This window comes from Bradyrhizobium sp. WSM2793 (assembly GCF_000379585.1).
Lineage (GTDB): Bacteria > Pseudomonadota > Alphaproteobacteria > Rhizobiales > Xanthobacteraceae > Bradyrhizobium.
The window spans coordinates 1-12405 of sequence record NZ_KB902809.1 but is presented as its reverse complement, the minus strand read 5'-3'; the positions used below and the strand labels follow the sequence as shown (position 1 = coordinate 12405).

13 protein-coding genes are annotated in these 12405 nt (G+C 64.4%); 5 read left to right on the top strand and 8 right to left on the bottom strand.

Features of this window, described 5'->3' with window-relative positions; genetic code table 11:
- Positions 1–174 precede the first annotated feature (174 nt).
- The 4 genes from A3AS_RS0133460 to A3AS_RS0133445 all read right to left on the bottom strand — a co-directional run bounded on the left by A3AS_RS0133460 (position 175) and on the right by A3AS_RS0133445 (position 3650).
- The gene (locus A3AS_RS0133460) at positions 175–954 is read right to left on the bottom strand and encodes a 2-keto-4-pentenoate hydratase (RefSeq protein WP_018321845.1); all 780 of its coding nucleotides are present in this window, start codon (positions 952–954) and stop codon (positions 175–177) included.
- Positions 955–1395: 441 nt separating this feature from the next.
- Positions 1396–2196 (bottom strand): phytanoyl-CoA dioxygenase family protein, encoded by an 801-nt coding sequence (locus A3AS_RS0133455; RefSeq protein WP_018321844.1) that lies wholly within the window; start codon positions 2194–2196, stop codon positions 1396–1398.
- Positions 2197–2457: 261 nt separating this feature from the next.
- Complete coding sequence (gene dksA / locus A3AS_RS0133450; RefSeq protein WP_008554760.1) at positions 2458–2823, bottom strand: RNA polymerase-binding protein DksA; 366 nt, start codon at positions 2821–2823, stop codon at positions 2458–2460.
- Positions 2824–3038: 215 nt separating this feature from the next.
- Positions 3039–3650 carry an NAD(P)-dependent oxidoreductase gene (locus tag A3AS_RS0133445; protein WP_018321843.1) on the bottom strand — a complete coding sequence of 204 codons (612 nt, stop codon included), beginning with the start codon at positions 3648–3650 and terminating at the stop codon, positions 3039–3041.
- 149 nt (positions 3651–3799) lie between these two features.
- Between A3AS_RS0133445 and A3AS_RS0133440 the strand changes: the two genes are divergently transcribed.
- Entirely contained in the window at positions 3800–4171 is a 372-nt protein-coding gene (locus A3AS_RS0133440) for a helix-turn-helix domain-containing protein (protein ID WP_018321842.1), read from the top strand.
- A gap of 181 nt (positions 4172–4352) precedes the next feature.
- Here the strand turns inward: A3AS_RS0133440 and A3AS_RS0133435 are convergent, their stop codons facing one another.
- Positions 4353–4766 (bottom strand): flagellar assembly protein FliX, encoded by a 414-nt coding sequence (locus tag A3AS_RS0133435; protein ID WP_018321841.1) that lies wholly within the window; start codon positions 4764–4766, stop codon positions 4353–4355.
- Positions 4767–5050: 284 nt separating this feature from the next.
- Between A3AS_RS0133435 and A3AS_RS0133430 the strand changes: the two genes are divergently transcribed.
- From A3AS_RS0133430 to A3AS_RS0133415, 4 genes are all read left to right on the top strand, one after another.
- The gene (locus A3AS_RS0133430) at positions 5051–6175 is read left to right on the top strand and encodes a flagellar basal body P-ring protein FlgI (protein WP_026202627.1); all 1125 of its coding nucleotides are present in this window, start codon (positions 5051–5053) and stop codon (positions 6173–6175) included.
- Entirely contained in the window at positions 6175–6543 is a 369-nt protein-coding gene (flgJ, locus tag A3AS_RS0133425) for a flagellar assembly peptidoglycan hydrolase FlgJ (RefSeq protein ID WP_018321839.1), read from the top strand. Before A3AS_RS0133430 ends, flgJ begins: the two co-directional genes overlap by 1 nt.
- Positions 6544–6554: 11 nt before the next feature.
- Complete coding sequence (locus tag A3AS_RS0133420) at positions 6555–7049, top strand: hypothetical protein (protein WP_018321838.1); 495 nt, start codon at positions 6555–6557, stop codon at positions 7047–7049.
- Positions 7050–7212: 163 nt separating this feature from the next.
- The gene (locus A3AS_RS0133415) at positions 7213–7572 is read left to right on the top strand and encodes a hypothetical protein (RefSeq protein WP_018321837.1); all 360 of its coding nucleotides are present in this window, start codon (positions 7213–7215) and stop codon (positions 7570–7572) included.
- Positions 7573–7642: 70 nt separating this feature from the next.
- On the opposite strand, the gene flaF is transcribed toward A3AS_RS0133415, so the two are convergent.
- The 3 genes from flaF to A3AS_RS0133400 all read right to left on the bottom strand — a co-directional run.
- Positions 7643–8011: a flagellar biosynthesis regulator FlaF gene (gene flaF / locus A3AS_RS0133410; RefSeq protein WP_008554779.1), complete on the bottom strand. Its 369-nt coding sequence runs from the start codon at positions 8009–8011 to the stop codon at positions 7643–7645.
- A 294-nt stretch (positions 8012–8305) separates the two neighbouring features.
- Entirely contained in the window at positions 8306–10594 is a 2289-nt protein-coding gene (locus A3AS_RS0133405) for a DUF1522 domain-containing protein (protein ID WP_018321836.1), read from the bottom strand.
- 219 nt (positions 10595–10813) lie between these two features.
- Positions 10814–12405: DUF1522 domain-containing protein (locus tag A3AS_RS0133400; protein WP_018321835.1), on the bottom strand; the 1592-nt coding region annotated here is incomplete at its 5' end.

Genomic DNA, 12405 nt, shown 5'->3' with positions numbered 1-12405 from the left:
TCGCTTCGCTCGCAATGACGTGGATGAGGGTACAGCATTCAAGCCACCCCTCTGTCATCGTCCGCGAAGGTGGACGATCCAGTACTCCGAGATATTCGTGATTGTACTGGTGCAGCGCTGCGTACTGGATTCCCCGCCTTCGCGGGGAATGACTGCGGGGACTACCGGTGCCCCTCAGGTAAACTTCACGTCCACCGCTCCCAGCCCGTCCAGTTCCATCCGCACCTTGTCGCCGGCCTTCAGCCACAGCGTCTTGACCAGGCTGCCCGTCAGCACGAGCTGTCCCGCGTGAAGACCCTTGCCTTCGGCGGCGAGATGATTGGCGAGCCAGGCGAGCGCGTTGTGCGGATGACCGAGCACGTCGGCGCCGGTGCCGTGGCTGACCTCCTCGCCGTTGAGGATGGCGCGGCCCTTGACCGCCTTCAGGTCCGGCACCGACGAGCGCGGAACCGCCGGGGCGAGCACGCAGCCGGCGGCGAAGAAGTCGTCGGCGATCAGCGTCGGGGCGCCCATCGCCTCCCACTTCACGTAGCGGTCATCGACGATCTCGATGGCGGGATGATAGGCCTCGACCGCCTCGCCGACCCATTCGGCCGTGAACGGCGCCTCGCCGGCGGCAAGGTCGCGCTTCAGCCGCACCGCGATCTCGCATTCGACCCCGACCCGGACATAGTTGGAGGCGGCGAGCTTGGCGCCGGTGTCGTGCACGCCCTTTTGGAACACGCCGCCGCCGCAGGGATGCGGGATGCCGATATAGTCCTGCATCACCTGGCTGGTGCAGCCGATCTTGTAGCCGACCAGCGGCCCGAGATGCGGCAGCAGCAGATCGTGCACCGCGCGCTGGACCTGGTAGCCCTCGGCTTCATCCATGGGGGGACGTTCCAGGGCCGCGAGCGGCGCATGGTTGCGGCGCGCCAGCGCGATCGCCTTTGCGGCTTCGAGAATCTTATCCATCGGCGCCGCCTCCCACGCTACGCAACATTGCGGCTCAGTTCAGCATCCCCGTTCGCGCCTGACAAGCGCTGGTCGGCGCTCAGCCGGGCCGAATACGGGGGGCTCCCGCCGCTTAAGGAAATATTGAGTTCTCCGGTCTTTATGGAGCCAAGCGCCAGGCCCACCCCGGCCCGCGCGGAACGAGACCCTGATTGCAGCGATGCGTGAAGCCGCTGCGCCGCCGTCTCAAGATGTCGGTCGATCTCCTTGATGCGACTCGCAAAACTTCCCGCACCTGAAGTGAAGGCTTTTTCTCATGCGAACTCACGTGAGCATGCAGGATTCGACTCTAGCCCATTGATCGCGATTCATTTTTCGCGATCCCGGAAATTGGCGTCGGACGACAGCGGCGTTGTGGCGCAGGAACCCGCCACAACGCCGCGTGCAGGGACATCGCTTCCGTCAAATGTGTCCAAGCGCGAGGCGGATGGCGACCTCGACCGGCGAGTAGTCGCCGTCGCTCCGCTCCAGCCGGTACGGCTCGGCGAGATGCAGCGGTGGTTGCGCCAGGAAGCGCGGTCGCGTTCCCCGATGCTTCTGCGCGGCATGGATCAGGAAGGGATGACAGAGATAGACCGTGCCGGCCGCACCGGTCGCGAGCGCCACCGGACAATCGGACCCCATGTGCTCCAGCATCATGTGCGCCCGCCCCGCATCGCCGGCTGGCGCCAGATAGCGCGCCATCGGCCGATGCGAGCCGACCCGGATCCGCGTCGGCGCATCGTCGTCACCGACATCGGAGAACAGGAACAGCAACAGCAGCGCCCGCCCCCGCGAGGTGATGTTGACGCGCCAGGCCGAGAAATCCTGCGTCTCGTTCGGGTTGCTGGCCTCGCCGGGAAAGCTGAGATCGACATGCCAGCCGTCGTCGCCCGGATCGTCCGGGTGCGGAAAACGCACCGGAAAGGTGCCGACGTCGCGTCGCGGCCGCCACCGCCCCTGCCCGACGATCTGGTCGAAGGCGGCATGGAGCACGGCGGTGTTGATGGCATCCCCGAACGGCGGGCCGCCATAATAGGGCAGCCGCACCACGGGCCGGGTCCAGCTCGCGGGGTCGTGCTCGCTGCATGGCAGATCGCGCCAGATGATGGCGCGGGCGGCCTCGGCGAGCTCACTTGGGAAAGCATTGTCGATCCGGACAAAGCCGTCGCGGATGAATTGGGCTATTTGCGCGTCGTCCAACGCGCGCGAATTGGCAGTCATGATGATCTCTCAATTGCTCGCCAGCCCTCATCGTCCGCTCGCTGCGGAACCGGCTGGCTCAATCGGTTGGGAAGCCGCAAGTCGAACTCGCGGGACGCAATGCCTCCGCGACGGAGGCGCCTGCGCTCAGCCCAGGAAGAAGACCGATGCGATGTTGAGAGTGCAAATCATCATGGCGGCGCGAATCTACGCGCCGTACCAGCGGCGTTCAAGCGACGCCGTGAGCCAAAAACAAAAGAGCCGCACGCGGCGGCTCGGGCTCTATTCGTCGCGATAGACCTTCTCGCGCTTCTCGTGGCGCTCCTGCGCCTCCACCGAGAGCGTCGCGATGGGCCGGGCCTCGAGCCGCTTCAACGAGATCGGCTCGCCGGTGTCCTCGCAATACCCGTAGGTGTTGTCCTCGATACGCTGGAGCGCGGCGTCGATCTTGGCGATCAGCTTGCGCTGGCGGTCGCGGGCACGGAGCTCGATGGCACGGTCGGTTTCGGACGATGCCCGATCGGCGAGATCGGGGTGGTTCACGTTCTCCTCCTGCAGGGCTTGCAGGGTGAGCTTGGACTCTTTGAGGATCTCATCCTTCCAGGCGAGGAGCTTCAAACGGAAGTACTCCTTCTGCCGGTCGTTCATGAAAGGCTCTTTTTCGGTCGGTCGGTAGTTTTTCAACTTTTCCAAGGGCGGCCTATCTGTCTAATCAACGACTCGCAACGGAAACAGGGTCCGTTGAGCCGGGCCTTATATAGTGGCGTCCTGTGACAGACAATATTTCCCTGAAGCCCCGGCTGGCGCCCCCAAGCCCTTGCACAGGAAGGTTTATCCTGGAGGGCCCGGGGACCGCCGAAAGCCTAGTAACCGACCGTGAAACGCTGCCGCAGATGGGCTGGCCGCTCGATCTCATCGGCGAGCGCAATGGCGTAGTCGGCGAAGGTGATCCAGCTTTTTCCGTTCGCATCTGCGAGAAGCTGATCGGTGCCGAGGCGGAACTTGGCCGTGCGTTCCCCTTCGACGAACAGGGCCGACGGCGAAATGAAGGTCCAGTTCAAATCCTTTTCCTGCCGCAAGAGGTCGAGGAAGGTCGAGCCTGCCTCCGCTTCCGCCTTATATTGGGCCGGGAAATTGGGAGTCGTGACCAGTTTCACGCCCGGCGCGACCTCGAGGCTGCCGGCGCCGCCGACGACGAGGTAACGACCAACCCCGGCGTCCTTCGCCGCACCGATCAACTTCCGCGCGTCGCTGGCCAGGAAGTGCACGGAACTCACGGCGACGTCGTGCCCAGCCCACAGCTTGGCAAGACCCGCCTGGTCGAGCACGTCCCCCTTGGTCGGCGTGACGTTCGGCAGGGCCGCGATCTTCTCGGGGTTCCGGGCGATGGCCGTGACGGCATGGCCGCGGCGGGAGAGTTCCTTGGTGATCTCCGACCCGGCCCGACCCGAGGCGCCGGCAACTGCGATTTTCATGGAAGGCTCCTTTGCTTCTATGGTAACTAGCAGTGACTAGATATCGCAAAGAATGCTGGTGTTAAGAGCGCACTTTGTGCTTACCTGATTACGCAAGGGTAACCGCCACGCGTAGCGCAAGCGACGAACATGGATTCCGAGGACCGACGATGAAACCCGACGTCTATGCAGCGAACTGCCCCACGCGCCAGATCCTTGATCGCATCGGCGACAAATGGGCGGTGCTGATCCTGCTGCTGCTGCGCGAGGAGCCGATGCGCTTCAATCATTTGCGCCGCACGATCGAAGGCATTTCGCAGAAGATGCTGAGCCAGGTTCTCAAATCGCTCGAACGCGACGGGCTGATCAAGCGCCATGCCATCGCGACCGTGCCGGTCACGGTGGAATATTCGATCACGCAGCTCGGGCTGACGCTCGCCGGCGCAGTCGATCCGCTGCGCGATTGGGCCGAGCAGAATCTGAAAGACGTTCTCGCCGCCCAGCGCCGCTACGACGCGCAGCAGAAGGAGGAAGCGGCGTAAGGGGTGCGGCGAAGATGCAATAGCAGTCCCGTCATCCTGAGGCGCGAGGCATGGGACGCAACGCGTCCCATGGGGAGCCTCGAAGGATGCACGGCCGAGATGCTTCAGCGGGGCCGTCGCCCTTCGAGGCTTGCCCTGCAATTGCATTGCAGGGTGCGCACCTCAGGGTGACGGATGACGATTAAGCCCGTCCGGCCTTGGCGAGTTCAACCTCGACGCGCAGCTCGATCTCGGAGAGCACCGCATCGAGACCGGGATCGCCGGAGGACGATTTCAGGTTCGCCGCGGCATCGCGCAAGCGCATCACGGTCGAGGCGTCGAGATTGCCGGCCAGGAGGCCCATCTTGAGATCATCGAGCACGTCGAGCGCGGTCCTGCCGCGGGTGACCGAGCGCTTGCGGCGCTCGACCGGATCCTCCTCGACGCCTTGCAGCGCGAGCAGCCCGTCGATGTTGGTGGCGGCCTTCGGTGCGGCAGCGCTCCGGGTCTCCTGCGCCGACGAGGTGTCGGGCAACACGAAGGTGCCGGAGCCGGTCCGCCTGGCCTGGTTGGCCGGCGTTCCAAGCGTCGTGCCGTTCGGTCCGTAGATGCGCATCGGAGGGAATCCGGGTGATCGATGCGGTCACCTTCGCCGTCTTATGGTTAACGGCGCGTAAACGGCCCGGCAAAATCTGCCGACGGGCGGCAGTTTCGCTCCTCAGGGACAACACTCGCTGACACCGGTCGAAACAGATTTATTCAACCTATTCAGCGGCCTATCCCTTCCGCCCCGGGTTGGCACAGCCCTCGCAAGGACAGCGCCGGACCAGCTCGTCATGGGAGTGTCGTGCAGGTCCTTCCGATTTGAGGAGCCCTTTGAGGATCCTTGGGGAGCAGAGGATGCCAAGCGTTCGTTGGGTGAGGATTGTTGGGGTGGCCTGCGCCGCGCTGTCGGCGCTGGTGCTGTCGCTCGCGCCGGCGGCTGCGACCTCGCGCATCAAGGACCTCGCCAATATCGAAGGCGTGCGGCAGAACCAGCTCATCGGTTACGGTCTTGTCGTCGGCCTTAACGGCACCGGCGACACGCTCAACAACATCCCCTTCACCAAGCAATCGCTGCAGGCGATGCTCGAGCGCATGGGCGTCAACATCCGCGGCGCCACCATCCGTACCGGCAACGTCGCCGCCGTGATGGTCACCGGCAACCTGCCGGCCTTCGCCACGCAAGGCACGCGCATGGACGTCACCGTCTCCGCGCTCGGCGACGCCAAGAACCTCCAGGGCGGCACCCTGCTCGTCACCCCCCTGTTAGGTGCCGATGGCAATGTCTACGCCGTGGCGCAGGGCTCGCTCGCGATCTCCGGCTTCCAGGCCGAGGGCGAGGCGGCCAAGATCGTGCGCGGCGTTCCGACCGTGGGACGCATCGCCAACGGCGCCATCATCGAGCGCGAGATCGAGTTCGCGCTCAATCGGCTGCCGAACGTGCGCCTGGCGCTGCGCAACGCCGACTTCACCACAGCCAAGCGGATCGCAGCCGCGGTCAACGACTATCTCGGCGTCAAGACCGCCGAACCGATCGATCCCTCCACGGTCCAGCTTTCGGTCCCGCCCGAGTTCAAGGGCAACGTCGTCGCCTTTCTCACCGAGATCGAGCAGCTCCAGGTCGACCCGGATCTTGCCGCCAAGATCATCATCGACGAACGCAGCGGCATCATCGTGATGGGGCGCGACGTCCGCGTCGCCACCGTCGCGGTGGCGCAGGGCAACCTCACCGTCACCATCTCCGAGAGCCCACAGGTGAGTCAGCCCAACCCACTGTCGCGCGGCCGCACGGTGGTCGCGCCGCGCAGCAGCGTCACCGTCACCGAGGACGGCAAGAAGCTGGCCGTCGTCAAGGACGGCGTCTCGCTGCAGCAGCTCGTCGACGGCCTCAACGGCCTCGGCATCGGTCCGCGCGACATGATCAGCATCCTCCAGGCAATCAAGGCCGCCGGTGCGATCGAAGCCGACATCGAGGTGATGTGATGCAGGCGAGCACGATCAGCACACCGCGCCTCGCCACCTCCTCGGCTTTCTCGGTCGAGAGCCGCAACGGCCGGCCCGATTTCGAGCTCGCCGCCGCCCTACAAAAGGTCTCGCCGAAGCAGCAGGCCAGGGCGCAGAAGACCGCCACCGACTTCGAGGCGATGTTCCTCAACAGCATGTTCTCGCAGATGACATCGGGCCTGAAAGGCGAAGGCCCGTTCGGCGACACGCCCGGCACCGGCGTGTGGCGCTCGATGCTGACCGAGCAATATTCCAAGAACTTCGCCAAGGCCGGCGGCGTCGGCATCGCCACCGAAGTCTACCGCACCCTCATCATGCAGCAGGCGAAAACGATCCGCACGGCATAAGGTCAAACGAGATGAACCATTTCAACGCCTCACGTCAGCCGATGCAACAGCGCCCGAACACCGCGCCCGGCAGCGCCGAGGCGCGCAAGCTCGCCGAAGACCTGATGGACGCGATGAGCGCCCTGCTCGGACTGATCGAGCGCGAGACCGAGCTGGTTCGTGCCGGCAAGGTCCGCGAGGCGATGACGCTTGAGAGCAAGAAGCAGGAGCTGTCGCGAAACTATGTCGGCGCCGTCAGCCAGTTGAAGGCAAACCAGGCGCAGCTTGCGAAATCCGCGCCGGAGCTGCTCTCGACACTGCACCGCCACCACGATGCGTTCCGCGCGATGCTCCAGGTCAATCTCACCGTGCTCGCGACCGCGCACGCGGTCTCCGAAAGCGTCGTGCGCGGCGTCAATGCCGAGCTCCAGAAGCGCAACGTGCCGAACACCTATACGGCCGCTGGTCGCCGCGCAGCTCCAGGTCCGCGCCACATCACGCCGTTGGCGGTCAGCCGCTCGCTCTGAGCTGAGCGCCACAAGAACAAGCGACAATTTTACGAAAAACCGCGCGGCGAAATCGTCGCGCGGTTAGTCACGTTTCCTTACCGGGTCTTCAGTCCTGGTGTTCCATGGTTGCGTTATTAGAGGGGTTGGGATTTGACTCACATTAGGCAACCAGGAGGCTGCCATGAGTACAGATTTCAGCATCAGGCCGGTGGGGATCCCGGCCCCCGTGCAGATCGTCACGACGTCCAATGCGGCGGCGAACGAGGCTGTGCAGACTGATCTTCCGGTGCGCCAGACGGTCGCCGCGGCGGATACGGGCGCGCCCGTGCGCAACGATCTGCCGAACCACGAGAACGTCTCGCGCCAGGTCGTGTTCGACCAGGCGGCCGCATCGTTCGTCTTCCAGGTCGTCAACGAGAGGACCGACGCGGTGGTCAACCAGTTCCCCGACGAAGCGATGCTGCGCCGGCGGGCCTATTTCCATGCAATGGATATGAAGTCCGAGCCCTCGCGTCCACTCAGCACCGACGTCAGCGCCTGACGATTGCGCATTGAGCTGGCCGAGGCAATCGCTGGCAAATGCTCGCGATGCCGACCATCACGTGTCCTCGTCACGGCCGTCCGGACAGGCCCGCAGCGATATTGCGGTTGATCTCGATCAGCGGACGGAAGTGATCGAACTGCGGGCTCATCTGCAGCGCGGCGGTCTGGCTCAGCACGAACACGCTGATGTTGGCGATCTTCTGCCGGACGTCGATCGGCTGCGGATTGTTGTCGCGCATCGCCTCGCTCAGGAAGATGGTCCAGAGCTTGCGGTTGAACATCAGGGCCTGCATGGTCTGCTCGCTGAGCGGATCGGCGTTGTTCACCGCATCCTGGAGCTTGTTCGCGGCCTTGAGCAGGGTCTGCGCCTCGATGTCGCGAGGAGATGCGGTGGTTGTTGCAACACGCGCATAAGCCGAGGCAGCGGAATTCGACATCAATCACACCCTGGAGGTTACCTAGCGCGTTGGACGCGCTTAAGGATTTCTTTCCCAACCCTAGGCAGCACCGCTTAAGATTTGCTTACGTGTTGTGCTTGGAAGCCCTCCGGATAATTACGGGTTACGGAGCTCTTCGTCGGCGCAACGCTAGATCCACACATGAACGATGTAAACTCGCTCGCGTGATGCGTGTCGATCTCAGCTAATCTTGTCTTAGCGATCTCCCTCAAAAGAACGGCGGAGCGTTAGCCCCGCCGCGATATATCGTGTGGCGATCTTTGCGCCGCGAAATTAGCGGAGCAGCTGCAACACACTCTGCTGCGACTGGTTGGCCAGCGACAGTGCGGACACCGCGATCGACTGGCGGGTCGACAGCGCCTGGCTGTTGGCCGCTTCCTCGTTGGTATCGGCGAGCGTCAGGTTGGACGAGCCGGTCTGCAGCACGTTGATCAGGTTCTTGGAGAAGTCCTGGCGCACCTGCACGATCGAGAGGTTCGAACCGAGCGAGGAGCCTTCCGAGCGCAGTCTGCTCGAGGCGGCATTCAGGCTGGCCAGCACCTTGTTGGTGGCGCCGTTGTCGATGAAGTCCGTGCCGGGAACGAGATTGCTGAGGCCGAGGCCGGCCGCGTTGAACACGACGCCGTTGATGCCGAGCGTGGAGCTGCCGGTTTCGTTGAAGACCAGCTTCAGCGTGTCGCCGTTGAGCAGGTTGATGCCGTTGAAGGACGAGTCCTGCGACGTCGTATCGATCTGCGCCAGGATGTTGTTGAACTGGCTGACCAGGCTCGAACGCGCCGTCTGCGCGACGGGATCCTGAACCGGCGGCTGTGCAGTGGTAAAGGCGAGCACGCCGGTGAGCGTACCACCGACCGCGCCGCCCGCCGCCGTCGAACCAAGGGTCGAGGAGGCGTATTCGTTGACGGTGGTGACCGTCAGCACGCCGTTGGCGTCGATCGTCGCCGTCAGGTGGTTGGCCTGAAGCTGCACATTGAGCTGATCGAGCGTCTTGACGGTGCCGTTGGTGCCGTCGCCGAAGGTGACGTTCACCGGCGTACCGCCGTTGAAGGAGGAGAAGGTCAGGGTCTTGCCGCTGACACCGCCAACACCGGAGGTTCGCGCCGCGGTAAAGGCGGTCGCCGTTCCCGTGTTGCCGCTGAGGCCGAACGCGCTGAGGGCGTTGCCGGTGCCGGTGATCGAAAGATCGGAGTTGATGCCGGTGGAGAGCGCAAGCTGACCGCTGCTGTTGACGGACGACGGGATCTGGCCCGCAGTGGTCGACAGGGTCGCCGCGCCGTTAAAGAGGCTCGCGGTCTTGACGCCGGTGGCAAGGTCGACCGCGTTGAGCAGGTCGGTCAACGTCGCGCTCTGGATATAGACCGTCGAGTTGCCGTTGCCGTCGGTGACGATGTTGCCGCTGACGCCACCCGACGTGACGCTCGCCGCCGATTGCGGCGTCTGCGCGTTCTTGAACGTGATGGTGTGGCCGTCGATGTTCAGCGTCGAGCCGTCCTGAACGAGAGAGCCGAGCGAGCCGGCGGTTGTCGACCGGTTCGCGGTCACGCTTGCATTGCCTGCGCCGGTCGCCGCGGTCAGACCGAGCTTGTTGAGGAAGTCGGCCTTGCCCGTCACGCTCAGATCGGCGCCGGTCGAGCTCTTCAGCGTGACCTGGCCGCCGGTGATGGACGATGCGACTTGAAGCGTGCCGACGGGACCCGCCGAACCGCTGACCGCGATGGTCGCCGCACCCGCACTGATTGTAGCTGTCTTGACGCCGCTGGCGAGGTCGATCGCGGTGAGGACGTCGTTGATGGTCGCCGCGGGCGCCGCCGCCGTTCCCTCATAGACGATCGAATTGCCGTTGCCGTCGGTGGCGATGTGCCCGCTGGCGTCGAGGCCCCAGCCGGTCGGCTGCGTGGCCGGAGCGACGCCGGTGCGGAAGGTGATGGACTTGCCGTTCACCGTGATGGTGTCGCCATCCGCGGGCGCGGCGCCGAAGGTGGTGGAAGCGGTGGTGCCGACCAGCGTGGCGGTGCCGCTGAGCACGGTGGTGCCGTCGGCCGCGGTCGCCGCAAATCCGACCAATGTGCCGGCGCTCGAGCCCAGCGAGGCGCCAAGTGCGGCGGTTCCGGTGACCGGGGTCGTGCCACCGGCAGCACCGGTATAGAGCACGTTGCTCTTGGCGGTCGCGCTTGCATAGGAGGTCGTCCCGCGCAAGTCGGCCGGCGTCGCACCGGGAATGGTGGTGGAGACGTTGGACTTGGTGGAGTAGCCGACCGTAGTCTGCAGCGCCTGGTTGGCGATCGATTTCGCGCTGTCGATCAGCTTCTGCAGCGAGGTGATGCCGGTGTTGGCGGCTTGCAGCACCTGGACACCATTATTGATGCCATCGAGCAGGTTGCTGATGTCGCTCGCCCGGTTGTCCAACCCCTGCGCCGTGAAGAAGTTGGTGGGATTGTCGAGCGCGGTATTGACCTTCTTGCCGGTCGACAGCCGCTCCTGCGTCGTGGCCAGCAAGTCGGCCGTCGACTGCAGCGACAACAGGTTCTGGCGAACGGACGCCGAGAGAACGATGTTGGACATTGGCGAGTCTTCCTCTTGAACCGGATACGAATCGGCCGCGCGGTCTCGAAAGCGGGCTTTTGTCCAGTTTTAGGAGGTGTCCTTTAAAGTATGGTTAACGCCGGTTTAATCGATAGGGTTAACCGACGGTGAACGCCGCTCTCCGCCTCCGGACGCAAAAAAGAGCGGCGGGGCAAATGACCCCGCCGCTCTGGTTTGTTTAGTGATTTCAGCTGCTTATTAGCGGAGCAGCTGGAGCACGCTCTGCTGCGAGGTGTTGGCCAGCGACAGCGCGGAGACCGCGATCGACTGGCGGGTCGACAGCGCCTGGCTGTTGGCCGCCTCGACGTTGGTGTCGGCCAGGGTCAGGTTGGACGAGCCGGTCTGCAGCACGTTGATCAGGTTCTTGTTGAAGTCCTGACGGATCTGCACGACCGAGAGGTTCGAACCGAGGCTCGAGGCTTCCGAGCGCAGCGTGCTCGACGCGGCGTTCAGATTGGTCAGCACCCGGTTGGCGGCGGCGTTGTCGATGAAGTCGACGCCGACGGTCAGGGCAGCAAGACCAAGACCCTTGGAGTTGTAGGTCACGCCGGTGATGTTCAGGCTCGACTTGCCGGTCTCGTCGAACACCAGCTTGAGCTGATCGCCGTTCAAGAGGTTGACGCCGTTGAACGAGGAGTCCTGCGAGGTCGTGTCGATCTGGTTCAGGATGTTGTTGTACTGGGACACCAGATTGGCACGCGCCGTCTGGGCAACGCCATCCTGGACGGGGTTGGAGGCCGTCGAGAAGGTCAGCGCCGAGGTGAGCGTTCCGCCGATCGCGCCGCCGGCAGCCGTCGAGCCCAGCGTCGAGGACGCGTAGTCGTTGGACGCGGTGATGGTCAGCAGGCCGTTGGCGTCGATCGTCGCAGACAGGTTGTTGGCCTGCAGCTTGGTGTTGAGCTGGTCGAGCGTCTTGACGGTGCCGTTGGTGCCGTCGCCGAAGGTGACGTTGACCGCCGTGCCGCCGTTGAAGGAGGAGAAGGTCAAGGTCTTGCCGGCGATGCCGCCGATGCCGGAGGTGCGGGCCGCGGTGAACGCGGTCGCGTTGCCGGTATTGCCGGCGAGGCCGAACACGTTCAGCGCATTGCCGGTGCCGGTGATCGAGAGGTCGGCGTTGACGCCGGTCGAGATCTTGAGCTGACCGGACGTATTGATCGTCGAATTCGACTGACCGGTGGCGGTCCCAAGCGTCGCGGTGCCGTTGGCGTTGATCGTCGCGGTCTGCACGCCGGTGGCAAGGTCGATCGCCTTCAAGACGTCGTTGACCGTGCCGGCCTGCAGGTAGACCGTCGAGTTGCCGTTGCCGTCGGTGACGACGTTGCCGCTGACACCGAAGCCGCTCGGAACGCTCGGAGCCCCGGTCGAGCCCGGAACCGGCGCGTTCTTGAAGGTGATGACGTGACCATCGACGTTCAGCGTCGAGCCGTCCGCGATCTCCGCACCCAGCGAGGCCGCGCTCGTGGTCCGGTTGACGTTCACGGTGGCATTGCCGCCGCCCACAGAGTTCGTCAGGTTGAGGGCCTTGAGCAGGTCGGCCTTGCCGGTGACGGTCAGATCCGCACCTGTCGAACTCCTCAGCGAGACGGCGCCGCCAGCAACGGTCGAGGCGGTCTGGCCGACGCTCGTGGCGATCGTCGCAGCACCGGAACTGATCGCAACTGTCTTGACGCCGCTGGCGAGATCGATTGCGGTGAACAGATCGTCGACGGTCGCAAGCGTTGCCGGCGTGCCGGTGCTACCGAGATAGACGGTGGTGTTGCCGCTGCCGTCGGTGACGAGATGGCCGCTGA